23 protein-coding genes are annotated in these 23,943 nt (G+C 70.6%); 12 read left to right on the top strand and 11 right to left on the bottom strand.

The features are described 5' to 3' along the window. Positions 1 to 2: 2 nt before the first annotated feature. From GQQ95_RS04345 to idi, 7 genes are read right to left on the bottom strand one after another with little or no spacing between them, the layout of a single operon-like run. Positions 3 to 905 (bottom strand): prenyltransferase, encoded by a 903-nt coding sequence (locus tag GQQ95_RS04345; protein ID WP_157426414.1) that lies wholly within the window; start codon positions 903 to 905, stop codon positions 3 to 5. Next, entirely contained in the window at positions 902 to 1,237 is a 336-nt protein-coding gene (locus GQQ95_RS04340; RefSeq protein WP_157426413.1) for a lycopene cyclase domain-containing protein, read from the bottom strand. Before GQQ95_RS04340 ends, GQQ95_RS04345 begins: the two co-directional genes overlap by 4 nt. Further along, complete coding sequence (locus GQQ95_RS04335; RefSeq protein WP_157426412.1) at positions 1,234 to 1,614, bottom strand: lycopene cyclase domain-containing protein; 381 nt, start codon at positions 1,612 to 1,614, stop codon at positions 1,234 to 1,236. Before GQQ95_RS04335 ends, GQQ95_RS04340 begins: the two co-directional genes overlap by 4 nt. Further along, positions 1,611 to 3,236 (bottom strand): phytoene desaturase family protein, encoded by a 1,626-nt coding sequence (crtI, locus tag GQQ95_RS04330; protein ID WP_157426411.1) that lies wholly within the window; start codon positions 3,234 to 3,236, stop codon positions 1,611 to 1,613. The genes GQQ95_RS04335 and crtI overlap by 4 nt, the downstream gene beginning before the upstream one ends. After that, positions 3,233 to 4,114 carry a phytoene/squalene synthase family protein gene (locus GQQ95_RS04325; RefSeq protein ID WP_157426410.1) on the bottom strand — a complete coding sequence of 294 codons (882 nt, stop codon included), beginning with the start codon at positions 4,112 to 4,114 and terminating at the stop codon, positions 3,233 to 3,235. Before GQQ95_RS04325 ends, crtI begins: the two co-directional genes overlap by 4 nt. After that, positions 4,111 to 5,157 (bottom strand): polyprenyl synthetase family protein, encoded by a 1,047-nt coding sequence (locus GQQ95_RS04320; protein WP_157426409.1) that lies wholly within the window; start codon positions 5,155 to 5,157, stop codon positions 4,111 to 4,113. The genes GQQ95_RS04325 and GQQ95_RS04320 overlap by 4 nt, the downstream gene beginning before the upstream one ends. Further along, complete coding sequence (idi, locus tag GQQ95_RS04315) at positions 5,150 to 5,704, bottom strand: isopentenyl-diphosphate Delta-isomerase (protein ID WP_157426408.1); 555 nt, start codon at positions 5,702 to 5,704, stop codon at positions 5,150 to 5,152. The genes GQQ95_RS04320 and idi overlap by 8 nt, the downstream gene beginning before the upstream one ends. A 56-nt stretch (positions 5,705 to 5,760) precedes the next feature. Here idi and GQQ95_RS04310 point away from each other — a divergent pair, with 56 nt between their 5' ends. Next, the gene (locus tag GQQ95_RS04310; RefSeq protein WP_157426407.1) at positions 5,761 to 6,267 is read left to right on the top strand and encodes a MarR family winged helix-turn-helix transcriptional regulator; all 507 of its coding nucleotides are present in this window, start codon (positions 5,761 to 5,763) and stop codon (positions 6,265 to 6,267) included. Positions 6,268 to 6,301: 34 nt separating this feature from the next. After that, positions 6,302 to 6,751, top strand: a complete 450-nt coding sequence (locus GQQ95_RS04305) for an NUDIX domain-containing protein (RefSeq protein ID WP_157426406.1) — start codon at positions 6,302 to 6,304, stop codon at positions 6,749 to 6,751. Positions 6,752 to 6,758: 7 nt separating this feature from the next. Here the strand turns inward: GQQ95_RS04305 and GQQ95_RS04300 are convergent, their stop codons facing one another. After that, entirely contained in the window at positions 6,759 to 7,604 is an 846-nt protein-coding gene (locus tag GQQ95_RS04300) for a DUF1295 domain-containing protein (protein ID WP_157426405.1), read from the bottom strand. 32 nt (positions 7,605 to 7,636) lie between these two features. Between GQQ95_RS04300 and GQQ95_RS04295 the strand changes: the two genes are divergently transcribed. From GQQ95_RS04295 to GQQ95_RS04280, 4 genes are all read left to right on the top strand, one after another. After that, positions 7,637 to 8,260, top strand: coding sequence for a CDP-alcohol phosphatidyltransferase family protein (locus GQQ95_RS04295; protein ID WP_212275276.1), 624 nt, complete (start codon positions 7,637 to 7,639; stop codon positions 8,258 to 8,260). A gap of 16 nt (positions 8,261 to 8,276) precedes the next feature. Continuing rightward, complete coding sequence (locus tag GQQ95_RS04290) at positions 8,277 to 8,771, top strand: FHA domain-containing protein (RefSeq protein WP_157426404.1); 495 nt, start codon at positions 8,277 to 8,279, stop codon at positions 8,769 to 8,771. Next, entirely contained in the window at positions 8,771 to 9,460 is a 690-nt protein-coding gene (gene ftsR, locus GQQ95_RS04285; protein ID WP_157426403.1) for a transcriptional regulator FtsR, read from the top strand. Before GQQ95_RS04290 ends, ftsR begins: the two co-directional genes overlap by 1 nt. Before the next feature lie 125 nt (positions 9,461 to 9,585). Then, complete coding sequence (locus GQQ95_RS04280) at positions 9,586 to 10,140, top strand: MerR family transcriptional regulator (RefSeq protein ID WP_157426402.1); 555 nt, start codon at positions 9,586 to 9,588, stop codon at positions 10,138 to 10,140. Positions 10,141 to 10,267: 127 nt separating this feature from the next. Here GQQ95_RS04280 and GQQ95_RS04275 read toward each other — a convergent pair whose 3' ends face one another. Further along, complete coding sequence (locus GQQ95_RS04275; protein ID WP_157426401.1) at positions 10,268 to 11,101, bottom strand: ParA family protein; 834 nt, start codon at positions 11,099 to 11,101, stop codon at positions 10,268 to 10,270. 77 nt (positions 11,102 to 11,178) lie between these two features. Here GQQ95_RS04275 and GQQ95_RS04270 point away from each other — a divergent pair, with 77 nt between their 5' ends. The 3 genes from GQQ95_RS04270 to def are packed head-to-tail and all read left to right on the top strand — an operon-like array spanning position 11,179 to position 16,517. After that, positions 11,179 to 14,583 (top strand): pyruvate carboxylase, encoded by a 3,405-nt coding sequence (locus tag GQQ95_RS04270; protein WP_157426400.1) that lies wholly within the window; start codon positions 11,179 to 11,181, stop codon positions 14,581 to 14,583. 56 nt (positions 14,584 to 14,639) lie between these two features. Further along, positions 14,640 to 16,013, top strand: coding sequence for a MinD/ParA family ATP-binding protein (locus GQQ95_RS04265; protein WP_246205172.1), 1,374 nt, complete (start codon positions 14,640 to 14,642; stop codon positions 16,011 to 16,013). A gap of 12 nt (positions 16,014 to 16,025) precedes the next feature. Then, entirely contained in the window at positions 16,026 to 16,517 is a 492-nt protein-coding gene (def, locus tag GQQ95_RS04260) for a peptide deformylase (RefSeq protein ID WP_157426399.1), read from the top strand. Positions 16,518 to 16,595: 78 nt separating this feature from the next. Here the strand turns inward: def and GQQ95_RS04255 are convergent, their stop codons facing one another. Then, complete coding sequence (locus GQQ95_RS04255) at positions 16,596 to 18,431, bottom strand: AMP-dependent synthetase/ligase (RefSeq protein ID WP_157426398.1); 1,836 nt, start codon at positions 18,429 to 18,431, stop codon at positions 16,596 to 16,598. Positions 18,432 to 18,588: 157 nt separating this feature from the next. Between GQQ95_RS04255 and GQQ95_RS04250 the strand changes: the two genes are divergently transcribed. The 3 genes from GQQ95_RS04250 to GQQ95_RS04240 all read left to right on the top strand — a co-directional run bounded on the left by GQQ95_RS04250 (position 18,589) and on the right by GQQ95_RS04240 (position 21,728). Then, entirely contained in the window at positions 18,589 to 19,545 is a 957-nt protein-coding gene (locus GQQ95_RS04250) for an ROK family glucokinase (protein ID WP_157426397.1), read from the top strand. 41 nt (positions 19,546 to 19,586) lie between these two features. Beyond that, complete coding sequence (locus tag GQQ95_RS04245; protein WP_157426396.1) at positions 19,587 to 20,276, top strand: lysophospholipid acyltransferase family protein; 690 nt, start codon at positions 19,587 to 19,589, stop codon at positions 20,274 to 20,276. Between the two features lie 81 nt (positions 20,277 to 20,357). After that, entirely contained in the window at positions 20,358 to 21,728 is a 1,371-nt protein-coding gene (locus GQQ95_RS04240) for a class II 3-deoxy-7-phosphoheptulonate synthase (protein ID WP_425482552.1), read from the top strand. A 150-nt stretch (positions 21,729 to 21,878) separates the two neighbouring features. On the opposite strand, the gene pknB is transcribed toward GQQ95_RS04240, so the two are convergent. Continuing rightward, entirely contained in the window at positions 21,879 to 23,813 is a 1,935-nt protein-coding gene (pknB, locus tag GQQ95_RS04235; protein ID WP_157426395.1) for a Stk1 family PASTA domain-containing Ser/Thr kinase, read from the bottom strand. Between the last annotated feature and the right edge of the window lie 130 nt (positions 23,814 to 23,943).

Raw genomic sequence — 23,943 nt, 5'->3', positions numbered from 1 at the left:
GCCTACGCGCGGACGGCGGCCCACCAGATCAGCAGCATCGTCACGAAGAAGCCCACCGCGTAGTTCAACGCGATGAAGTGGCGCCATCCGCGGTTCGCCTCGCCGGAGTGCGCGTCGTCGACCGAACGATACGGCCATGCGGCGACGAGGTAGGGCAGCACGAGCACCGCGCCGAGGGGCCCCGGCCACGGGGTCGCGAGCATGAGCACGCCCGCCGCAGCCCAGAGGGCGAGGGCCACCCGCACGGTCGCACGAGCGCCGAAGGCCGTCGCGATCGAGCTGATGCCGGCCTCGCGGTCCGGCACCACGTCCTGCACGGCCCCGAACGCGTGGCTGGCCATGCCCCAGCAGAAGAACGCGACGAGCAGGGCGCCGAGCTGCGGCGTCATCGTCGCGCCCGCGACGGCGAGGCCGTACAGCGCCGGGCTCACGAAGTGGAAGCTCGAGGTGACCGAATCGAGCACCGGGCGTTCCTTGAACCTCAGGCCGGGCACCGAGTAGGCGAACACCGCGAAGAGGCTCGCGGCGAGCACGAGCCAGGACCACGGATGCTGCGTGCCGCCCGACCACACGAGTACGACCAGGCACGGGGCGGCAGTCACGATGCCGGCCCACACCACGGCCCGATGCAGCGACGGGTCGAGCACCGCGCCCTCCGCGCCGCCCTTGCGGGGATTCCGGAGGTCGGACTCGTAGTCGTAGACGTCGTTCACGCCGTACATGAGCAGGTTGTACGGGATGAGGAAGAAGAGCGTGCCGATCACGAAGGTGAGGTCGACGGCGCCCGTGGTGAGCAGGTAGGCGGCGGCGAACGGGAACGCTGTGTTGATCCAGCTGATGGGCCGGCTCGAGACGAGGATCCGGCCGAGCCGCGTCGGCGCCGAGGCACCCGCCTCCGCCGTCATCGCGCGTCCTCCCGGCCGACCGTCCGCGGACGTCCCACGAGGAGGGAGAACACGGCCGGCACCAGGAGCAGGGTCGCGAGCGGGTAGGCGAAGTCCTCCACCGGTGCCAGCCCCACGGTCGGCCCGAGCCGGGTGCCGTCGGCATAGCCGAACAGTCCGGCCGCGATCATGATCGAATCGAACACCGCCGTGAGCACCGCAAGGAGAAACGCACCCGCCCCCAGCGCGAGCCAGCGCCGTCGACGGGCGGCACGCGGCATCCGCATCGTGGCGACGATCGCGACCGCGACCGCGACCAGGACGAACGGGATGCAGATCAGCAGGTAGGTCATGCGGGCGACTCCGAGGCGACGACTGGATCGGATGATGCATTCCCGCTGCTCGACCGCCCGGCGCGACGCTCGAGGATGCGCTCGACGCCGAGCACCGCGACGAGGGAGATCTGGCACAGGAAGAGGAGGAACACGGGTTCCTCGACGGGAAGGTCGGGTGCCAGCAGCGCCCCGGTCGCCCACGGCGATTCGCCGCGGAAGAAGACGCCGAACCCGATGCCCACGAGGTCCCACACGAGCAGCAGCACGGTGCCGGTCGCGACGGCGATCGCCGAGGCGACCGGAGCCCGCCAGAACGCCAGGCGCCACCGCGCATCGATGAGGGCGATCGCCCCGATCGAGACGAGGAGCAGCGCGAGGTATGCGAACCCCGTCATGCGCCCTCCCTCGAATGCGTGGTCGACGTGTCGGCGCGGCCTCCGGCCCGGAACCCGCCGGATTCCTCCAGGGGGCCCGCGGTGCGGTCGCCGCGCACGCGCTTGAGGACATTCTCCGCGCTGATGAGGCACATCGGCAGCCCCACGCCAGGCACGCTCGATCCACCGGCGTAGAGGAGGCCGTTGACGCGGCGCGACCGGTTGGAACCGCGCAGGAAGGCGCTCTGCCTGAGGGTGTGCGCGGGGCCGAGGGCTCCGCCCTTCCACGAGTTGAGGTCCGCCGCGAAGTCCGCGGGGCCGACGGTCTTCCGGACGACGATCCGATCGGCGAGATCGGCGGTGCCGGTGGCCGCGGCGATCTTCGCGATCGCCGTGTCGGCCGTCGCCTCGACGAGTCGGTCGCCGCCGCCGTCCTCGCCGCCGTGCCCGATCCCGACGTCCGCCGGGATCGGGACGAGCACGAAGAGGTTCGTGTCGCCGGGGGGCGCGACCGAGGCATCCGTCGTGCTCGGTGCGCAGACGTAGAACGACGCCGGATCGGGGATCGAGGGTGCGGAGCCGAAGATCGTGTCGAAGTTCGCGTGCCAGTCCTCGGTGAAGAACAACGTGTGGTGGGCGAGCCCGGGCACCTCGCCCCGGACCCCGAGCATCGCGAGCACCGCACCCGGGCCGGAGGTCCGTCGCCGCCACCACGACTCCGGATACGTGCGCGCCCGCGGCGGCAGGAGCTCGGTCTCGGTGTGGTGGAGGTCGGCCGCGGAGACCACCCGGTGCGCGGGGACACGGTGCACCGCACCGCTCCCGTCGTGGAAGCGGACGCCGGTGACGGCCGGCTCCGAGTCGTCGGTGACCTCGATGGCCTCCACCGTGGCGTTGCGCACGAGGTCCACCCCGGCCGCGGCCGCGATCGCCGCGATCGCGTCGATGACCGCCGAGAACCCGCCCTGCGGGTAGAAGACGCCCTGCTCGAGGTCCATGTGGCTCATCAGGTGGTACATGGCCGGCGTGGCTGCCGGGGAGGAGCCAAGGAACACCGCGGGGTACCCGAGCACCTGGCGCAGGCGGCGGTCCCGCACCGAGCGCCCGGCGAACGTCTCGAGCGAGGTGGCGAGCAGCGTCGCGAGCCGTCCGGATCCGCGCAGCACCTCGGGCGCGAGCAGTGCCCGCGCGCTGTCGAAGTTCGTGTACAGGAATCGGCGGCGGGCGATGTCGTACGTGGTCGCGGCCGAGTCGAGGTACCGCTCGAGCGCGGCGCCGGCGCCGGGTTCGATGGACTCGAACAGGGCGACGTTCTCCCGCCGCGACGCCCGGATGTCGATCGGGTCGGCGTACCCGTCGCCGTAGACCCGGTAGCCGGGATCGAGCCGGGTGAGCTCCAGCTGCTCGCCGGCGCTCGTGCCGAAGAGCCGGAAGAAGTGGTCGAACACCTCGGGCATCAGGTACCACGACGGACCGGTGTCGAAGCGGAAGCCGCCGCGCGACCAGGACCCGGCCCGTCCGCCGAGCTCGTCCCTCGCCTCCAGCAGCGTCACGCGGTGTCCGTCGCGAGCGAGGAGCGCGGATGCCGCGAGTCCGGCGATGCCCCCGCCGATCACGACGATCCGTTCCGAACCGCCGATCATCGGGTGCGTCCGTACGAGCCGGCGACGGAGCGCACCACGATCACGAGCTTCCTGGCGTCGGGAACCCGGATCCGGGTGGTCATCAGCACCGGGGCCGGCGTCTGCCGGCAGCGCCGTGACAGCTCGGCGAACAGCCCGTGCGCGGTCTGCACCGCCGCGCGCGCGCGCCGCGGGAGTTCGCGCGACGACTGCGCCGCGAGGTCGAGGTCGTGGTCGATGTCGTCGAGGATCCGGTCCTTGTCGGCCTCGGTGAAGTGCTCGGGGTCGCACCAGGGGAAGTAGTTACGGCCGAGCGTGCGCCAGTCGGTGTCGAGGTCGCGGAGGAAGTTGATCTTCTGGAACGCTGCGCCGAGGTGCACGGCACCGCGTTCGAGCCGGCGCCGCCGGTCGTCGTCGATCGGCTCGTCGAGGAGGAACACCGCGAGGCACATGAGCCCGACGACCTCGGCGGAGCCGTGGATGTACGGCGCGACCTCGTCCTCGCGGATCGCCGCGGGATCCAGGTCGCGTCGCATGGACGCGAAGAACGGGCGCGTCAGCTCCACGCCGATGCCGGCCGATCGCGCCACGCGCGCGAAGGCGTGCACGACGAGGTTCGTCGAGTAGCCGCAGAGCATGGCCGCCTCGGTCTCGGCCTCGAGTTCGTCGAGGAGGCAGCGCTGCTCGGGCGCCGTCAGCCCGGCGGCATCCGCCGTGCCGTCCACGAGTTCGTCGGCCACGCGGACGAGGGCGTAGATCGAGCGGATACCGCGGCGGGTCGCCGGATCGAGCATGCGGGCGGCCGCTCCGAACGACGTGGAGTATCGGCCGATGACGGTCGCGGCGCTCGCGACCGCGGTCTCGTCGTAGCGCTCGAGCAGACCGGGACGCGGCCTCATCGCGCGCGCTCCACGGCTCGCCGGGCGATCGCCGCGAGCTCGCTCGCGAGCGGCTCGGGCAGGTTCCCGGCCTCGAGTTCGTACAGTGCGAGGGTCACGTGCTCATCCGCGAGGCGCATCGCGGCGTCCAGCGCCCCGCAGTCCCGGAGCGCGGTCCGCATGTCCTCGGCCTCGGCGTCCTCGAGGGCCGGGTCGCCCAGGCCCACCGCGATGCGCGGCCATTCGGCGGTCGTGGCGGCGTGCGCGATGAGTGCGGTCCGCTTGCCCTCGCGGAGGTCCGACGAGATGGACTTGCCGGTCACGGCGGGGTCGCCGAAGACGCCCAGGATGTCGTCCGTGATCTGGAAGGCCACGCCGATGAAGCGACCGAAGCGCTCGAGCGCCGCGATCGAGGCATCCGGCGCACCAGCGAGCACGGCTCCGGCCGCGAGCGGGCATTCGAAGGAGTACACCGCGGTCTTCTGCTCGAGGGTGGCCAGCACACGGGACATGCTCGTCGGCTCGACCTCCCCGGCATTGACGACGTCGGCGAGCTCGCCGGCGGCGGAGACGAAGACCGCCCGGTCGAGGATGTCCAGGAGGCGGGCCCTGCGCGTCGCCTCGACGGGCAGCAGGGCGATCTCGCGATGCGCGCGGCTGAGGGCGAGGTCCCCGGCCAGCACCGCCGCCGTCTCGCCCCAGATGTCGCTGGTACGGGCGTCGGTCCCGTAGCGGATGGCGCGCGCCGCGAACCTGGCCGCGACGTTCGGCCCGCCCCGGCGGACCGTATCGCGATCGATGACGTCGTCGTGGATCAGGAATGCGGTGTGCAGCAGTTCGAAGGCGACCGCGACACGCGTGGCGAGGTCCTCCTCGATGCCGCCGAATCCCGCGTAGGCGAGGCGCACGAGCTGGGGCCGGATGCGCTTGCCGCCGGAACTCTGCTTCGCGAGCGTGTGCCAGAGCGCGGCGTAGTGCGGATCGAGGTCTCCTGCGCGTCGGCGTGCGTCGGCGAAGATCGCGCCGAGCTCGACCTCGATGGCCGAGTCGACGAGGTCAGCCACGGTAGAGCTCCAACTGGGCCGCCTGCAGTGCGAGCCACGGGCTGAAGGCCCACGGCGCGGCGTCGATGGCGGCGCGCAGTTCGTCGGGCCGGACCCACATGTGGTCCATCACCTCGCGCGGGTTCGGGTCGGGGTCGCCCGACACGGTCGCGATGTACACGGGGCAGATCTCGTTCTCGACCGTGCCGTCGGCGTCCACCGCCCGGTAGCGGAAGGTCGGCAGGGCGAGCTCGAGCGAGTCGAGTTCCATGCCGAGCTCGAACTCCGCGCGGCGCCGCACCGCGGCGGTCAGGGGCTCCGACGGTCGCGGATGCCCGCAGAACGAGTTGGTCCACACGCCGGCCCATGCCTGCTTCGTCAGCGACCTCCGCGTGACCAGCACCTCGCCGGCAGGGTTCAGGACGTGGCACGAGAAGGCGAGGTGCAGCGCCGTGTCTGGGCCGTGGACCGCGCTCTTGCGAACGCGCCCGATCGGCTCGCCGGCCTCGTCGAGGAGCACCACGTCGTCGTCATCGACGAGTTCCCTGAGATCGATCGTGTCGGTCATGTTCGCTCCCCGAATTTCGCTTACTTGGTTAGTGAAAGGAACGCTAGCATTGCGCTGTGCCCTCCGGAACAACCGAAAGTTCGAACGAGGAGCGCTACTGGTACGAGTCCGCCGATGCCTCGACCCTGGCGCTCCTGGACGCCGTCCGCCGCCACCGCGCGGCCGAGGCCGAGATGCGCCGCCGGTTGCGGGCCGACATGGACATGGGGGACACGGATGTCGCCGCCCTCCGCTGGATCATCGGCGAGGAGCGCTCGGGGCGGGCCCCGACCAGCGCGGGCCTCGCCCGCGAGCTCGGCATCACCTCCGCCGCCACGGTGAAGGTCGTCGCCCGGCTCGTCGCGAGCGGCGACCTGACCCGCAGGCCGCACCCGACCGATCGGCGGGTCCTGCAACTGGAGACGCTCCCGATCGCGCACGAGCGCATCCGGCGCACGCTCGGTCGCATGCACGAACGACTCCAGCGCGTCGCCGAGTCCTTCGACGAGGCGCAGCGCGCGGTCATCATCCGATTCCTCGACGACCTCGCCGTCGCCATCGCACCGCCGGAGGTCGCCCCATGACGGGGCATCCGGTGCCGTGCGGCATGCTGGGAGCATGAGCGGAGCGAGCGGCGACGGCTGGGTCGAGGGTCCCGAGGGGGCGCGCTACTGGGGTCGCTTCGGTGCGGCCGGGCTGCTCGTGGTGAGCCCCGACGGCGAGGTCCTGCTGCAGCATCGCGCGACGTGGAGCCACTTCGGCGGCACGTGGGGCCTGCCTGGTGGGGCCCGCCACGAGGACGAGAGCCCGCTCGAGGCGGCCGTCCGCGAGGCGGGCGAGGAGGCCGGAGTGCCGGCCGACGTGCTCGACGTACGAGCCACGAGCGTGCTCGACCTCGGCTACTGGTCGTACACGACGGTCATCGCGGACGCCTCGCGCAGGTTCGAACCGGTCGTCAGCGACCCCGAGTCCATCGCCCTGGCGTGGGTGCCCATCGGCGAGGTCGACGCGCTCCCGCTGCATCCCCGCTTCGGTGAGGCGTGGCCGTCGCTGCGAGCCCGGCTCTGAGTCCGGGTCAACCGCTCGCAGCGGTGCGGTCGGTCGTCGCCGTGACCTCGGCCCCGCGGCGCGGGAACCACGGCACGATGGCCGAGGTGCGCGCGCGGTACGCGTCGTAGTCGGGGTACCTGCTGCGCGAGATCCACTCCGTGAAGACGGTCGACCCCATGAACAGCAGCGTGAGCAGCACCGCGCCCGCGATGCTCCAGTGCAGCCACACGCCGGTGGCCACCACGGCGAACGCGTAGAAGACCCACCACTGGGCCTGCTCGAAGAAGAAGTTCGGATGCCGCGACACCCGGAACAGGCCGGTCTGCAGGAAGCCGGGGGAGGGCGTGCGTCCGGCGGCGCGCTCGGCGGCCTTCCACTCGTGGAACCGCCACTGCTGCTCGTCGGCCACCGTCTCGCCGACGAGGAACGCGAGGAACACGATCGACACGACGAGGTCCCACGGGCCGAGCGCGGGGCGGGCGGAGTCGAACACGGTGAGGGCGGGCAGGCAGAACAGCAGGATGAGCGCGTTCTGGTAGATCGAGATGAAGAACAGGTTGAAGGCCGCGAAGGCCGGCCGCGGCATCCGCTCCCGCAGGACCGCCCAGCGGTAGTCCTCGCCGCCCGGCCGGTATCCGCCCTTGCGGGCGAAGTTGAACGTCAGCCGCGCGCCCCAGGCGCTCACCAGCACGGCCATGAGCACGAGGCGGGCGTCGTACCCGCTCGCCACGGCGAACACCCAGACGTAGGCGACCGGAGCGATGGACCAGATGCGATCGACCCAGGAGTACTCGCGGGTGACGACGGAGAGGATCCAAGTGGCGGCGGTGATCACGGCGCAGAGCACGAGACACACGGCGAGGGGAGTCATGGCTGGATTCTATGGGTCGATAGGATCGAATCGTGGCTGGGCGGAGCGCGGGGGCGGTCGGGACGGAGATCTGGACGATCCCGAACCTGCTCAGCATGCTGCGGCTCCTGCTGGTCCCACCGTTCCTCATGGCCGTCGTGGCCGGCGCCTACGTCCTCGCGCTCGTGATCCTCGTCGTCGCGAGCCTCACCGACCTGCTCGACGGATACCTCGCGCGGCGCCTCGGCCAGATCACCCGGCTCGGGCAGCTCCTCGACCCGGCCGCCGACCGCCTCTACATCTTCGCGGCGCTGGTCGGCCTGGCCGCGAACTCCCTCGTCCCGTGGTGGATCGTCATCGTCATCGTCTCCCGCGACGTCTTCCTGCTGGTGCTCGGCATCGTCCTCGCCAACCACGGCTTCGGCCCGCTGCCGGTGCACCAGCTCGGCAAGGTCGCCACGTTCGCCCTGTTCTTCGGCCTTCCGGTCATCATGCTCGGCCTCGCGTTCCCGGCAGTGCAGCCGGTGAGCGCGCCGATCGGATGGGCCATCACGATCTGGGGCGCCTTCCTCTACTGGTGGGCGGGCATCATCTATGCGATCGAGACGGCACGAGTCATCCGAATTCCGCGGGTGTCGGATGAGTCGCGATCGGATACGCTTGAACAGGGAGGCTAGCGTGGCGGAGACCGACATGACACAGGCAGGCGGCGCTGAGGGCGACCGTACGGCGGCAAGCGGCGAGTTCGGCGACAGCAACACCGCCGGCACGACCATCGGCTTCAGCCGGGAGGCTGCGGCGCAGCTCTCGCTCGTCGATGCCGACATCACGGCTGAGGAGCAGGAGGCGATCGCGGCGCTGCCGTCCGGGTCGGCGCTGCTCATCGTGCGCCGCGGCCCCAACAGCGGGGCTCGATTCCTCCTCGACACGGATGTGACCACCGTGGGGCGGCACCCCGATGCGGACATCTTCCTCGACGACGTGACGGTGTCGCGCCGTCACGCCGAGTTCCACCGCCACCGCACCGCGTTCGAGGTGAAGGACCTCGCATCGCTGAACGGCACGTACTTCGACGGGGTCCGCATCGAGACCGCCCTGCTCAGCGACGGCGCAGAGGTGCAGATCGGAAAGTTCCGGCTGACCTTCTACGCATCGCGCCGCGACCTGGCGCCGCTGGCGAGCAGCTAGTGGCGGGCCACGCCGCCCACACGCAGGCGAGCGGCCAGGCCCCATTGCTCGGCATCGGTCAGGTTCTCGCGCGGCTGCAGCCGGAGTTCCCCGACCTGACGCCGTCGAAACTCCGCTTCCTCGAGGAGCAGCGACTCGTGTTCCCGGCGCGCACGGCCGCCGGCTATCGCAAGTTCTCCAGCGCCGACGTCGAACGCATCACCCTGGTGCTCTCGATGCAGCGCGACCACTACCTCCCGCTCAAGGTGATCCGTGCCCACCTCGAGGCGATCGACGACGGCGGCACCCCGACGCTGCCGGGAGCCACCGACGCGCGAGGGTTCCTCGGCGCACGGCGATTCGCCCGCGACGAACTGATCTCGGCAGCCCGCGCGCCGCGGGGACTCCTCGACGAGGCCGTCGCCGCCTCGCTCATCTCGTCGGCCGAGCCCTACGACGACGAGGCGCTCGGCGTGTTGAAGGCCCTGGCCGCGCTCCGGGAGGTCGGCATCGAGCCGCGGCACCTCCGCAGCCTCCGGGCGGCCGCCGAGCGCGACGCCGCCCTGATCGACCGGGCGCTCGCGCCCTCCCGCCGACCCGACGCCGCGGGCAAGGCGCGCGTGTCCGAGCGAGCGGCGGAACTCGCCGCACAGCTCGACACCGTGCGCGCCGAAGCGGTGCGCACGGCCCTCGCCAAGCTCGTGCGCTGAGCGCCCGACGCATCCGACGCGCGACACGCCGTGACGTTCGGCCCGATGTGTTTGGTTCGACCCGGTCGGCTCGGTAGCGTGGACGATGCCCCGTCGGGGTGAGGGGCCGAAAGTGAGGGGATCGCATGAGTGAGCTCGACCGGAGCGCGCGCGACCGCTACGACCTCGGACTCCTCTTCACCGACGGCATGCCCGAGCACGAGGACGGCACCGGATACCGCGGGGCCGTCGCTGCCCGCGCGGCCGGCATCAGCTATCGCCAACTCGACTACTGGGCGCGCACGCAACTCGTCGAACCCACCGTGCGCGGGGCCGCGGGCTCCGGTTCCCAGCGGCTCTACGGGTTCCGGGACATCCTCGTCCTGAAGCTCGTCAAGCGCCTGCTCGACACGGGCATCTCCCTGCAGCAGATCCGCACGGCGGTGACCCAGCTTCGGGAGTCGGGCATTCGCGACCTCGCGCAGACCACGCTCATGAGCGACGGCGCGAGCGTGTACCTCTGCACCTCCGATGACGAGGTCATCGACCTCGTCAACCGCGGCCAGGGCGTCTTCGGCATCGCGGTCGGCAAGGTCCTCCGCGAGGTCGAGAACTCACTCGTCGAGCTCGACACGCATCCGGCCGACCCCATGGACGAGCTCGCCGCGCGACGCGGTGAGAAGAGCCGCCGCATCTCCTGACGCGCGCGAGGTTCGCACGCTGCCGGTGCCCTTGCGCCGTCGTCGGCGCGAACAGGCGCATCCCGGTTCACGGTGACGCGTTCACCCGTGCCGAGGCGAGGCCGTCGGGTCGATCGACGGGTTCGCGTCAGCGCGTCGGCGTCTCGATCTCGAGCGGAGCGTTGGAGAACTCGCCGATGCGAGCGGTGCGCAGCACGCGCTCGAGGAGCTGGTCGAAGTTGGCCGACATCTCCTCGGCACTCTCGCCGGGCCACATGTGCAACGGCTTCGCGGCGCCCTGCGCCTGCTGGAGCGACGTGCGCTCGGGCAGCTGGGGCGAGAGCACGAGGGGGCCGAACATGTCGCGGAGCTCCTTGATGCGGAACTGGTGCTCCAACGACTGGACCCGCGCACGGTTCACGATGATGCCGAGCGGCTGGAGACGGGGGGAGAGACCCCGACGGATCTCCTCGATCGCCCGCAGGGCGCGGTCGGCCGCGGCGACCGAGAACAGGCCGGGCTCCGTGACGACGGCGACGCGGTCGCTCGCCGCCCACGCGGTGCGCGTCAGGGCATTCAGCGACGGGGCGCAGTCGATGAGGACGAGCTCGTAGTCGGCCTCGACGTTCGCGAGCGCCTCCTCGAGCTTCCAGATGTCGCGGATCGACGGGTGCGGTCCGTCGAAGTTGATCGCGGACGGGCTGCCGATCATCACGTCGATCGTCGACTGCGGGTTGGAACGGGCCCACCCGCTCGGGGCGATCGCCGAACGGACGATCTTCTCCTTGGGAGAGGCGAGGACGTCGGCGACGTTGAGGTGGCCGGCGACCTGGATGTCCATGCCGGTCGACACGTCGGACTGCGGATCGAGGTCGACGACGAGGGTCCGGACGCCGCGGGCGAACGCCGCCGACGCCAGTCCGAGGGTGACGGTCGTCTTGCCGACACCGCCCTTGAGGGAACTGACGCTGAGTACGTGCACGAACAGATACGCTACCTCTATTGCTTGGGCGAAACCTAAACGTTCGCTGTGCGGAACCCCTCTCACGAAAGGCCTGCATGTTCTCGAAGATTCTGGTTGCCAATCGCGGTGAGATCGCCATTCGAGCGTTCCGCGCGGCCGTCGAACTCGGTGCGAAGACGGTTGCGGTCTATCCCTTCGAGGACCGCAACTCGCTCCACCGGCTGAAGGCGGACGAGGCCTACCAGATCGGCGAACCGGGCCACCCGGTGCGCGCCTACCTCGACGTCTCCGAGATCATCAGGGTCGCCCGCGAGTCCGGCGCCGACGCCATCTACCCGGGCTACGGATTCCTCTCCGAGAACCCCGAACTCGCCGAGGCGGCCGAGGCCGCGGGCATCACGTTCATCGGCCCGAAGAAGGACGTGCTCGAGATGGCGGGCAACAAGGTCACCGCCAAGGAGCACGCGATCGCGGCCGGCGTGCCGGTCCTCAAGTCCACGCCGCCCTCGCGCGACATCGAGGCCCTGGTCGCCCAGGCCGACGAGATCGGCTTCCCGATCTTCGCGAAGGCGGTCGCCGGCGGCGGCGGTCGCGGCATGCGCCGGGTGAACACGAAGGACGAGCTCCGCGGGTCGCTCGAGGAGGCGATGCGCGAGGCCGACAGCGCCTTCGGGGACCCGACCATGTTCCTCGAGCAGGCGGTGCTGCGGCCGCGCCACATCGAGGTCCAGATCCTCGCGGATGCCACGGGCGAGACGGTGCACCTGTTCGAGCGCGACTGCTCGGTGCAGCGGCGCCACCAGAAGGTCATCGAGATCGCGCCCGCCCCGAACCTCTCCGACGACGTGCGGCAGGCGCTGTACCGCGATGCGATCGCCTTCGCCCGGTCGATCGGCTACGTGAACGCCGGCACGGTCGAGTTCCTGCTCGACACGGCGGGCGAGCGAGCCGGTGAGCACGTCTTCATCGAGATGAACCCGCGCATCCAGGTCGAGCACACGGTCACCGAGGAGGTCACCGACGTCGACCTCGTCGTGTCGCAGATGCGCATCGCCGCCGGTGAGACGCTCGCCGAGCTCGGGCTCCAGCAGGGCGACATCCGCCTGCGCGGTGCCGCACTGCAGACCCGTATCACGACGGAGGACCCGACGGCGGGCTTCCGGCCCGACACCGGCAAGATCACGACCTACCGCTCGCCGGGCGGCGCCGGCATCCGCCTCGACGGCGGCACCGTGAACCCGGGTGCGCAGATCAGCCCGCACTTCGACTCCATGCTCGCCAAGCTGACGTGTCGCGCCCGCGACTACCCGTCGGCCGTGGCGAGGTCCAGGCGCGCCCTCGCCGAGTTCCGCATCCGCGGCGTCTCGACGAACATCTCTTTCCTGCAGGCCGTGCTCGACGACCCGGCCTTCGTCGCGGGCGACCTCAGCACCTCCTTCATCGACGAACGTCCCCAGCTGGTGCGCGGTCGCGTGTCCAAGGACCGCGGAACCAAGATCCTCAACTGGCTGGCCGACGTCACGGTCAACCAGCCGAACGGGGCGGCGCCCACCAAGGTGAGTCCCACGGAGAAGCTTCCCAAGCTCGATCTCGCCGCGCCGGCGCCCGCCAAATCCAGGCAGCGCCTCCTCGAGCTCGGCCCCGCCGGCTTCGCCGCGGAGCTCCGCTCGCAGACGCCGCTCGCCGTCACCGACACGACCTTCCGCGATGCGCACCAGTCGCTGCTCGCGACGCGCGTGCGCACGAAGGACCTGGTCGCGGTCGCGCCGTACGTGGCGCGGCTGACGCCCGAGCTGCTCTCGGTGGAGGCGTGGGGCGGCGCGACGTACGACGTCGCGCTCCGCTTCCTCGGCGAGGACCCGTGGGAGCGGCTTGCGTCGCTCCGTGCGGCGCTGCCGAACGTGGCGATCCAGATGCTCCTTCGCGGCCGCAACACGGTGGGATACACGCCCTACCCGACCGAGGTCACCGATGCGTTCGTCCGCGAGGCGGCAGCGACCGGTGTCGACATCTTCCGCATCTTCGACGCCCTGAACGACGTGAACCAGATGCGGCCCGCCATCGACGCCGTGCTGGCGACCGGCACCGCCGTCGCCGAGGTCGCGCTCTGCTACACGGGGGACCTCCTCGATCCCGCCGAGGACCTCTACACGCTCGACTACTACCTCGGCCTCGCCGACCAGATCGTCGACGCGGGCGCGCACATCCTCGCCATCAAGGACATGGCCGGCCTCCTCCGCCCGGCGGCCGCCGAGAAGCTGGTCGCCGCGCTCCGGGAGCGGTTCGACCTGCCGGTGCACCTGCACACGCACGACACCGCGGGCGGCCAGCTCGCGACCCTCCTCGCGGCGAGCCGTGCCGGAGTCGACGCGGTCGACGTCGCGAGCGCGCCCATGGCGGGCACGACGAGTCAGCCGTCGGCGTCCTCGCTGGTCGCGGCCCTCGCACACACCGAACGCGACACCGGGATCTCCCTGCAGGCCGTCGCCGACCTCGAGCCCTACTGGGAGGCCGTGCGCCGCATCTACAAGCCGTTCGAGTCGGGTCTCCCGGGCCCCACGGGCCGCGTGTACCACCACGAGATCCCCGGCGGCCAGCTCTCGAACCTGCGCCAGCAGGCGATCGCCCTCGGACTCGCCGACGACTTCGAGCTCATCGAGGACATGTACGCCGCGGCGAACGAGATCCTCGGGCGCGTGCCGAAGGTGACGCCATCCTCGAAGGTCGTCGGCGATCTCGCCCTGCACCTCGCCGCGGTCAAAGCGGATCCGGCCGACTTCGCCGCGAACCCCGAGAAGTACGACGTCCCCGATTCGGTCGTCGGCTTCATGGCCGGCGAGCTCGGCGACCTGCCGGGCGGTTGGCCCGAGCCGTTCCGCACCAAGGTGCTCGCCGGGCGCGACATCCGCATCGGGGTCACCGAGCTGACCCCTGAGCAGCGCAGCGCGCTCGACGGCGAGAGCCTCGAGCGACGTGCGATGCTCAACAACCTCCTGTTCCCGGCGCCGACCAGGCAGTTCGAGCAGATCAGGGAGCTCTTCGGCGATCTCTCCGCGGTCGACACCCTCGACTACCTCTACGGGCTGCGACAGGGTTCCGAGCATGTCGTCGAGATCGATCGAGGGGTTCGCCTCTACGCCGGACTCGAGGCGATCGGCGAGGCCGATGACAAGGGCATGCGCACCGTCATGACGATCCTCAACGGCCAGCTCCGTCCCGTCTTCGTCCGCGATCGGAGCATCGAGGTCGACTCGCGCGCAGCCGAGAAGGCCGACGCCTCCCAGCCAGGGCACGTCGCGGCGCCGTTCTCCGGCGTCGTCACGCTGCAGGTCGAGCCCGGCACCGAGATCGCCGTCGGCCAGAGCGTCGCGAGCATCGAGGCCATGAAGATGGAGGCCGCGATCACCTCGCCGATCGCGGGCGTGATCGAGCGCGTCGCGATCCCGAAGACCCAGCAGGTGGAGGCAGGGGACCTCCTCGTGGTCGTCCGTCCGCTGTAGGCTGGGCGAGAGCCCGCGGTGACGCGCGCTCATGTTCGCACTGAGGAGGGGATTCGGTGGCTGACAATTCAGGAGCAGATCGCACGGGTATTCGACGCACCGGTCGGAGCGCGTCGGCGGAGCGGCCCGACGCGGGCGGCGCCCACACCGCGGGCGCCATTCCCGACAGCTTGAACATCCGGGTCGACCTGCCCCCGGCACCACGCCCGGTCATGCCCGACGACGAGGTGGCCGTGGCCATCGATGACGTCGCGGTCGACCCGGGCGGCCTCGCCGGCGGGCCGAGCACGACCTCCGTCGACGTGATGACGCCCGCGCTCTCGGGCGCGTATCGCGGGGGAGCGCACTCCGACGCATCGCCCTACGGCGCTCTCCTCGCGGCGGATGCGTCGAAGACGCGTCGGGAGCGCGTGAGCACCGACACCGGGAGCCACGTCGCGATCGTGGACGTCCCGTCGGATGATGCCACGCCACCGGAGGTGCCCGAGACGTCGGAGTCCCTGACGGCCGATCGCTTGATCGACCTGAACCGCACGACGAGGCCGGCCCCGCATGGCGGCTTCAACCGCTTCATCTACGAGGCGTCGCTGCACTTGGTGAACCTCGGCGACTCCGCGAAGGCGAAGGCGTACAAGGAGCTCAGCGCTCGCATCCAGCGCCGCTTCGACGGTGGCGCGCGCTTCGTCCCGGTCCTGACCCGGAAGGGCGGCGTCGGCAAGACCACCATCACGGCGCTGCTGGGCATGGCGCTCGCGAACGCGCGTGACGATCGCATCATCGCGATCGACGCCAACCCCGATCGCGGAACGCTCGCCGAGCGCGTCGATCGCCAGACGCGCGAGACCGTTCGCGACGTCGTCACGAAGGCCCCGTCCATCGGCGGCTACACCGACTTCTCGGCCTTCGTCTCGCGCGACGAGACCAGGCTCGACATCCTCGCTTCCGACACCGACCCGACCCTCTCCGAGGCGTTCGACGACGACGACTACAACGTGGTCGCCGGCCTGGCAGCCAGGTACTACTCGCTCGTCCTCACCGACTGCGGCACCGGGATCGTCCACTCCGTCATGCGCGCGACCCTGCAGCGCGCCGACTCGATCGTGATCGTCTCCGGCGGCAGTGTCGACGAGGCCCGACTCGCATCCGAGACGCTCACCTGGCTCGAGGCGAACGGCTACGGCGACCTCGTCCGCAACGCCGTCGTGGCGATCAACCTGGCGACGCAGGGCACGCACCTGGTCAAGGTCGACGAGATCGAGGCCCATTTCCAGTCCCGGGTCCGCGAGATCGTACGCATCCCCTACGACCCCCAACTGGCCGCCGGTTCCGTGGTGCACTGGGACGAACTCCGTCCCATCACGCGCCACGCCGCACGCGAGCTCGCCGCGCTCGTCGTGGAGGGGCTGCCGGTCGACCGTGGCGGCCACTGAAACGGAGCGGCATTGCCGGAACGTCCCATTCGCCTGTTCGGCGACCCTGTCCTGAAGACCATCTCAGCCCCTGTCGAACAGGTCGATGACGGTGTCCGTGCGCTCGTCGCCGACCTCGTCGACAGCGTGCGCGTGCCCGGCCGGGCCGGCGTCGCCGCCTCGCAGATCGGGGTGAACCTCCGCGCGTTCAGCTACAACGTCGACGGCGAGGTCGGCTACATCCTGAACCCGGTGCTCGTGGAGACCTCCGGCGAGCTCGAGCTGCTCGACGAGGGGTGCCTCTCGGTTCCCGGACTCTGGCAGAAGACCCCCCGGTACCCCTTCGCCCGCGTGCGGGGCATCGACCTCGACGGCAACGAGATCGAGGTCTCCGGCTCCGGGCTGATGGCCCAGGCGCTCCAGCACGAGACCGACCACCTCGACGGCCTCCTCTACCTCGACCGCCTCGAGAAGGACGAGCGCCGGGCGGCGATGCGTGCCGTGCGCGAGTCGGACTGGTTCTGAGTCGATCGGCCGAACGGTCGGCTCGACGAACGACGGGCCCCGCAGCAGCAGCTGCGGGGCCCGTCGTGTCGAGCTCGATCAGCGGATGATCGAGTGGCCCTCCGTCGCGGGGGCACCGGTGTACATCGCCTCGATCTGCGGCGCGAAGTCCGAGAGGATGACGTTCCGCTTGATGCTGAGCTTCGGCGTGAGGTGTCCGCTCGCCTCTGTGAGGTCGATCGGCAGGATCGCGAACTTCCGGATCGACTCGGCGCGCGAGACGGTCTCGTTCGCGGTGTCGATCGCGCGCTGCACCTCGGCGAGCACCGCCGGGTTCACCGCCGCCTCCTCGACGCTCATGCCGGCGTCTTCGCCGTTGTTGTTGAGCCAGACGGGGAGCATCTCGGGGTCGAGCGTGACGAGCGCCGAGATGAACGGCTTCTGGTCGCCGACCACGACGACCTGACCGACCAGCGGGTTCGCGCGGATGGGGTCCTCGAGCGCGGCGGGGGCGACGTTCTTGCCGCCGGCCGTCACGATGATCTCCTTCTTGCGTCCCGTGATGGTGAGGAAGCCCTCGTCGTCGAACGACCCGAGGTCGCCGGTCTTGAACCACTCGCCGTCGAACGCCTCTGCCGTGGCCTCAGGGTTGTTCCAGTACTCCTTGAAGACGTCGACGCCCTTCACCTGGATCTCGCCGTCGTCGGCGATGCGCACGGAGACGCCGGGCAGTGCCGGCCCGACGGTGCCGATCTTCGAACGGGTCGTGAGGTTCACCGTCGCGGGGGCAGTCGTCTCGGTGAGGCCGTAGCCCTCGAGGATCGTGATGCCGAGCGCGTGGTAGAAGTGACCGAGTCGCGGACCGAGGGGAGCCGAACCCGACACGGCGTACTTCACGTTGCCGCCCATGGCGGTGCGGAGCTTGGAGAAGACGAGCGTGTCGTACAGCTTGAACTTGAGTTTCATGCCGAGCGAGATCGGCGTGCCGGCCTCCTTCGCCGTGGAGTACGCCACGGCGGTCTCGGCGGCGGCCCGGAAGATCTTGCCCTTGCCACCGGCCTCGGCCTTCTGCTCCGAGACGTTGTAGACCTTCTCGAACACGCGGGGCACGGCCAGGAGGAAGGTCGGCTTGAAGCTCGCGAGCGAGGGCAGCAGCTGACGGGTGTCGGCCTGGTGGCCGACGCGGACCCCGGCGTGCACCGAGAGCACGGCGATGAAGCGGGCGAACACGTGCGCGGTCGTGATGAACAGCAGCGTGGACGCGCCGTTCGGGTCGAGCACGACGTCCTTCAGCGCCACCGCGGCGTTGCGGGAGAGCTCGACGAAGTTCGAGTGGGTCAGCACGCAGCCCTTGGGCTTGCCGGTCGATCCCGACGTGTAGATGAGGGTCGCGATGTCGGAGCCCGATGCCAGGTTGCGGCGACGCTCGATCTCCTCATCGGGCACGGATGCGCCGGCCGCGGCCAGCTTGTCGAGGTCGCCGAGGTCGATCTGCCAGACGTTGCCGATGGCGGGCAGGTCGGGGTGCACCTCGTCGAAGCGGGTGAAGTGGTCGGCGGTCTCGAGGATGACGCCGACGGCCCCGGAGTCACTGAGGCTCCAGCGCACCTGCGCCGGGGAGTTGGTCTCGTACACGGGCACGAGGATGCCGCCGGCGAACCACATCGCGAAGTCGATGAGGGTCCACTCGTAGCGGACCTTGCTCATGAGGCCGATCTTGTCGCCCGGCTGGACGCCGGCCGCGACGAAGCCCTTCGCGAGGGCGACCACCTGTCGGTGGAACTCGCGGGTGGTCACGGGGGACCAGCCGCCGTCGGCCGTCGGCAGGGAGAACAGGACGGAGTCGGGAGTCGCCGCGACGCGCTGGACCAGGAGGTCCGTCACGTTCGCTTCGGGATCGGCTGGGACCACGACGGGGGTATCGAACTGGATCACGGTAGCTCCTTCGGCACCGGTAAGTCGTACAAGGGGGTAACGGTCGGCGTAGGGGGTGACCGGTCTACTACACTCTAGTGGTTGCCCTGCGCCCCCGCCCGTGCGGCCGGCCGGCGGGTGATCCGCAAGCTCCCACCCCACGGAAAGGCGATCCACCGTGCACGCGATCGGCATCGACATCGGCGGAACCAAGATCGCTGGGGCGGTCGTCGACGAGGCGGGTGCGATCGTCAGGCACGAGCGGGTGCCCACCCCCGCCGGTGATGCCGCGCTGCTCGAGGACGCGGTCGTCGAGATGATCCAGACCCTCTCCGAGGGCGTGGACGCGTCGGATGTCGCGGTCGGCGTCGCCGCCGCCGGGTTCATCGACGCGGCGCAGTCGACGGTCTACTACGCACCGAACATCGACTGGCGCAACGAGCCGTTCCGCGCGAAGCTCGAGGCGCGCGTCGGCGGCACCGTCGTGGTCGACAACGACGCGAACGCCGCCGGCTGGGCCGAGTTCCGGTTCGGTGCGGGCCGGCTCGTGAGCGACATGGTCATGCTGACCATCGGCACCGGCGTCGGCGGCGCGATCGTCTCGGGCGACCGCCTGTTCCGGGGCGGGTTCGGTGCGGGCGCCGAGCTCGGGCACCTCCGCGTCGTGCCCGGCGGGCTTCCGTGCGGGTGCGGCCAGCGCGGCTGCCTCGAGATGTACGGCTCGGGTCGCGCGCTGCTGAGGCTGGCGAACGAGATCGCGGATGCCGGTGGCATCGGCCTGCAGCTCTCGCGAGCCCGTGATGCGAACGGCGCCCTCGACGGCGGCATCGTCGGCGCCATGATCGAGTCCGAGGACCCCGGGGCGATCGCCGCCCTGCGCCAGCTCGGGCACTGGCTCGGCGAGGCGGCGGCGTCGCTGTCGGCCGTGCTCGACCCCCAGCTCTTCGTCTTCGGCGGCGGCGTCGCCTCCGCGGGGGAACTCCTGCTCGGGCCGGTCCGCGAGGCCTTCGTCGAGCACCTCCCGGCCCGTGGGTACCACCCGGAGCCCGACTTCGTCATCGCCGAACTCGTCAACGACGCCGGCGTGGTCGGCGCGGCCGACCTCGCCCGGGTCTGGGTGTCCGAGCACGCCTGACCGCGTCGGCGGTAGGGTTTGAGCGGCGGGAAGGACGGCCGATGTTCTACTGGATCATGAAGCACATCGTGGTGGGGCCGATCCTGCTCGCGATCTTCCGTCCCTGGATCGTCGGGCTCGAGAACGTGCCGAAGACCGGTCCCGTCGTGCTCGCGAGCAACCATCTCTCCTTCATCGACTCGATCTTCCTCCCGCTCGTCGTCGATCGTCAGGTCGTGTTCCTCGCGAAGAGCGAGTACTTCACCGGCAAGGGCCTCAAGGGCTGGGCGACGAAGATGTTCTTCCAGGCCGCGGGCCAGCTGCCCATCGACCGGTCAGGGGGCAAGGCCTCCGAGGCATCCCTCGAGACCGGACTCCGCGTGCTCGGCGGCGGCGGCATCCTCGGCATCTACCCGGAAGGCACGCGCAGCCCCGACGCCCGCCTCTACCGTGGCCGCACGGGCGTCGCGCGCATGGTGCTCGAGGCCGGCGTGCCAGTCATCCCCGTCGCGATGATCGGCACGGAGACGGTCATGCCCATCGGCACGAGGCTGCCCAAGGTGCGGCGCATCGGCATCATCATCGGCGAGCCGATCGACTTCACCAGGTTCGACGGACTCGAGGGCGATCGCTTCGTGTTGCGTTCCGTGACCGATGAGCTCGTGCACTCCCTCCGCTCCCTGAGCGGGCAGGAGTACATCGACGTGTACGCCAGTTCGGTGCGGGAGCAGCGCGCCACGCAATCGCGGTAGGCTCGAATTCGCGGTGGCACGACTCGTGCCACCGATCTCGTTTCCCCCGGCCATCGCGCCCCGAACCCTCAGGACATACCCGTGGTACAGCTCGTCGAGCCCGTCGTCAATGCAGATCCCTCCGTGATCGACGGCCTCGACTATTGGCGGACCCTGCCGATCAAGCAGCAGCCGGTCTGGCCCGACTCCGTGGCCGCGGCCGCGGCATCCGCCGAGCTGGCGTCGCTTCCCCCGCTGGTGTTCGCCGGTGAGGTCGACAACCTCCGCGACCGCCTGGCTGCGGCATCCCGGGGCGAGGCGTTCCTCCTCCAGGGCGGCGACTGCGCCGAGACCTTCGCCGGAGCGACGGCGGACCAGATCCGCAACCGGGTCAAGACGGTGCTGCAGATGGCCGTCGTCCTCACCTACGGCGCCTCGATGCCCGTGGTGAAGATGGGCCGCATGGCGGGGCAGTTCGCCAAGCCCCGATCGAGCGACACCGAGACCCGCGGCGACGTCACGCTTCCGGCGTACCGGGGCGACATCGTGAACGGCTACGACTTCACGCCGGAATCGCGCCAGGCCGACCCCGCTCGACTGGTGCGCGGCTACCACATGGCCGCGTCGACCCTGAACCTGATCCGCGCGTTCACGCAGGGCGGCTTCGCGGACCTCCGCCAGGTGCACTCCTGGAACCAGGGCTTCGCGGCGAATCCGGCGAACGCCCGGTACGAGATCATGGCGCGCGACATCGATCGGGCCGTGAAGTTCATGGACGCGTGCGGCGCGGACTTCGAGGCGCTGCGGCACACCGAGTTCTTCACCGGCCACGAGGGCCTGCTCATGGATTACGAGCGGCCCATGACGCGCATCGACTCCCGCACCGGCACGCCGTACGACACTTCGGCGCACTTCATCTGGATCGGTGAGCGCACGCGGGACCTCGACGGCGCGCACGTCGACTTCCTGTCGCGGGTGCGCAACCCCATCGGCGTGAAGCTCGGCCCGACCACCTCGCCCGAGACGATGTTCGAACTCATCGACAAGCTCGACCCGAACCGCGAGCCGGGCCGGCTCACGTTCATCACGCGCATGGGTGCCGGCAAGATCCGCGACGGACTGCCGCCCCTGCTCGACGCCGTCAAGGCGAGCGACGCGATGCCGCTCTGGGTCACCGACCCGATGCACGGCAACGGCATCACCACGCCGAACGGCTACAAGACGCGTCGTTTCGACGACGTGGTCGACGAGGTCAAGGGGTTCTTCGAAGCGCATCGCGCCGCCGGGACGAACCCCGGCGGCATCCACGTCGAGCTCACCGGGGACGACGTCACGGAGTGCCTCGGCGGCTCGGAGCACATCGACGAAGAGGCGCTCGCGACGCGCTACGAGTCGCTCTGCGATCCTCGCCTGAACCACATGCAGTCCCTGGAGCTCGCGTTCCTCGTGGCCGAGGAGCTCTCGGCCCGCTGATCGCCGGCGCAGCATCCGGTCATGATCGATCGGATGCTGCGTTCGGCGCGCCCGGTTCCGCAGCACGTGCGGCGTGCACGATCGCCGCCGGTGAGCAGGGGATCGCGTCATCCATCGATGGCGACGTGGACCGGAAGGCCGGTCGCGCCGTCAGAATCCGGCGAAGTTCACCGAGACGCTCGAGCCGCGCAGCGCCGTCTCGCCCGCGGCCGGGGTCGTCTTCGAGACGACGAACAGCGACGGCGCGATGTCGACCGCGGCGTTGTAGTCGACCACGAACCCGGCATCGCGGAGTTCGGCGCCCGCGTCCTCCCAGTTCTTGCCGACGACGTCGGGGATCGCGACGAGGTCCGGTCCCTTCGAGACGGTCAGCACCACGGTCGATCCGGGGACCATCGGGTCTTCGGTCCAGTCGGCGGTCTTCACGTGGTCGGCCGGCACCTCGGCGTCGAACACCGGGTCGTTGTACGTCACCGTGAGTCCGGCATCGACGAGCCGCGTCTCCGCCTCGCCGGCGGGGAGGCCCTCGACCGGCGGGACCCGCCCGACGGAGACGACGAGCGTGAGCTCGCCCTGCTCGGCGTACTGCTCGGGTGCGGGGGCGCCGTCGGCGTCGAGCACGGCGATGACCGAGCCGGACTCGACGTCACCCGAGAACTGCTCGACCGGAGCCTCGGCCACGGCGAAGGCGGCGAGCTGGGCGCGCGCGTCGGCCTCTGGAAGGCCGGTCACCTGCGGCACGGGGATGATCGCCGGCCCGGTCGAGACGTAGAGCGTGACCTCGGATCCGCGATTGACCTGCTCGCCCTCGGCCGGATCGGTTCCTGACACGGATCCTGCGGGGACGACCGGATCGTTGCGTTCGGCCTGCGCGACCGTGAGCCCGGCACCTTCGAGCTCGGCGCGGGCCTCCTCCACGGACATCCCGCTCGTCGCGGGGACCTGCGCGTACGAACCGGGTCCGCTGCCGAAGTACCATCCCGTCCCGGCTGCGAGTCCGGTGAGCAGGAGCACGAGGGCGAGGATCCAGTACCCACGGCGACGACGCCGCGCCGCGGCCGTCGTCAGCGCCGCGGCGTCAGGTCCGCCGCCATCGGCATCGGACAACGGGGGAGTCTCGGGCGCGGTCGCGACGCCGCGGGTGCCCGCCACGCCGAGCACGGTCGTCGCCGCCGTCGGGGTCGCCTGTGCGGGCATGCTGGAGAGCACCATGGTCGCGTTCACCGGGCCGGCGAAGCCGCCACGGATCGCGGGCTCGACCTCCCGCAGGCGGTCGAGCATCTCCTTGGCGTCGCGCGGGCGCCCTTCGGGGTCGCGCGTCGTCGCCCAGAGGACGAGTTCATCGAGCTCGGCCGGCACGGTGGGGTTCTTGCTGCTCGGCATCGGGACCTGGTCGTTCGCGTGCTGGTACGCGATGGCCATGGGGGCCTCGCCGACGTACGGCTGCTCGCCGGTGAGCATCTCGTACATCATGATGCCGACCGCGTAGATGTCGCTCCTGGCATCTGCGACGCCGCGGGTCACCAATTCCGGCGACAGGTACGCGATCGTGCCGAGCAGGGCCTGCCCGGTCGCCGTGTTCGCGCTGGCGGCCCGCGCGAGGCCGAAGTCGCCCAGCTTGATGCGCCCGTCGTCGGCGAGGAGCACGTTCTCGGGCTTCAGGTCGCGGTGCACGATGCCGGCTTTGTGGGCCGCCGCGAGGCCGGCGAGCACCGCGTCCATGATGTCGGTCGTCTGCTCGGGGGTGAGCCGCTTGTAGTCCTTCAGCAGGTCTCTGAGGGTGATGCCGGGGAGGTACTCCATGACGAGGTACGCCATGTCGGAGTCCTGCCCCTGGTCGAACACGTTCACGACGTTCGGGTGCGCCAGGCGTGCGGCGGAGCGCGCCTCCTGGACGAACCGGGTCTTGAAGGTGTTGTCGTCGGCGAGGTGGCCGTGCATGATCTTGATCGCGACCCGGCGCTCGAGCCTGAGGTCGGTCGCGAGGTAGACGGTGGCCATGCCTCCGCGCGCGATGCGCGAGCGCACCTGGTACCGGCCGTCGATGAGACGGCCGATCATCGGGTCGACGGGCGCGGTGGTCACCAGACGAGTGTACGAACTCGCGCATGCCTCGGGCCGACTACACACCGATGGCGGCACGATCGAAACGGGTTCGTGATCCGGCGGATGCCGCGAGGCCGGCCTTCCCGCCCCCGGAAGGACTCCCGGCGCG

It is taken from the genome of Agromyces salentinus (assembly GCF_009749395.1).
Lineage (GTDB): Bacteria > Actinomycetota > Actinomycetes > Actinomycetales > Microbacteriaceae > Agromyces > Agromyces salentinus.
Note: the sequence above shows the minus strand (reverse complement) of the source record. Positions and strands in the feature narration are given on the sequence as shown.

What these genes read in the sequence shown, in the direction of transcription:
- GQQ95_RS04325 (WP_157426410.1), bottom strand. Translation starts at nt 4,114, where the DNA reads ATGAGGCCGCGTCCCGGTCTGCTCGAGCGCTACGACGAGACCGCGGTC.
- GQQ95_RS04305 (WP_157426406.1), top strand. Translation starts at nt 6,302, where the DNA reads ATGAGCGGAGCGAGCGGCGACGGCTGGGTCGAGGGTCCCGAGGGGGCG.
- GQQ95_RS04245 (WP_157426396.1), top strand. Translation starts at nt 19,587, where the DNA reads ATGTTCTACTGGATCATGAAGCACATCGTGGTGGGGCCGATCCTGCTC.
- idi (WP_157426408.1), bottom strand. Translation starts at nt 5,704, where the DNA reads ATGACCGACACGATCGATCTCAGGGAACTCGTCGATGACGACGACGTG.
- crtI (WP_157426411.1), bottom strand. Translation starts at nt 3,236, where the DNA reads ATGATCGGCGGTTCGGAACGGATCGTCGTGATCGGCGGGGGCATCGCC.
- GQQ95_RS04300 (WP_157426405.1), bottom strand. Translation starts at nt 7,604, where the DNA reads ATGACTCCCCTCGCCGTGTGTCTCGTGCTCTGCGCCGTGATCACCGCC.
- GQQ95_RS04290 (WP_157426404.1), top strand. Translation starts at nt 8,277, where the DNA reads ATGACACAGGCAGGCGGCGCTGAGGGCGACCGTACGGCGGCAAGCGGC.
- GQQ95_RS04335 (WP_157426412.1), bottom strand. Translation starts at nt 1,614, where the DNA reads ATGACGGGGTTCGCATACCTCGCGCTGCTCCTCGTCTCGATCGGGGCG.
- GQQ95_RS04270 (WP_157426400.1), top strand. Translation starts at nt 11,179, where the DNA reads ATGTTCTCGAAGATTCTGGTTGCCAATCGCGGTGAGATCGCCATTCGA.
- GQQ95_RS04280 (WP_157426402.1), top strand. Translation starts at nt 9,586, where the DNA reads ATGAGTGAGCTCGACCGGAGCGCGCGCGACCGCTACGACCTCGGACTC.
- GQQ95_RS04345 (WP_157426414.1), bottom strand. Translation starts at nt 905, where the DNA reads ATGACGGCGGAGGCGGGTGCCTCGGCGCCGACGCGGCTCGGCCGGATC.
- GQQ95_RS04340 (WP_157426413.1), bottom strand. Translation starts at nt 1,237, where the DNA reads ATGACCTACCTGCTGATCTGCATCCCGTTCGTCCTGGTCGCGGTCGCG.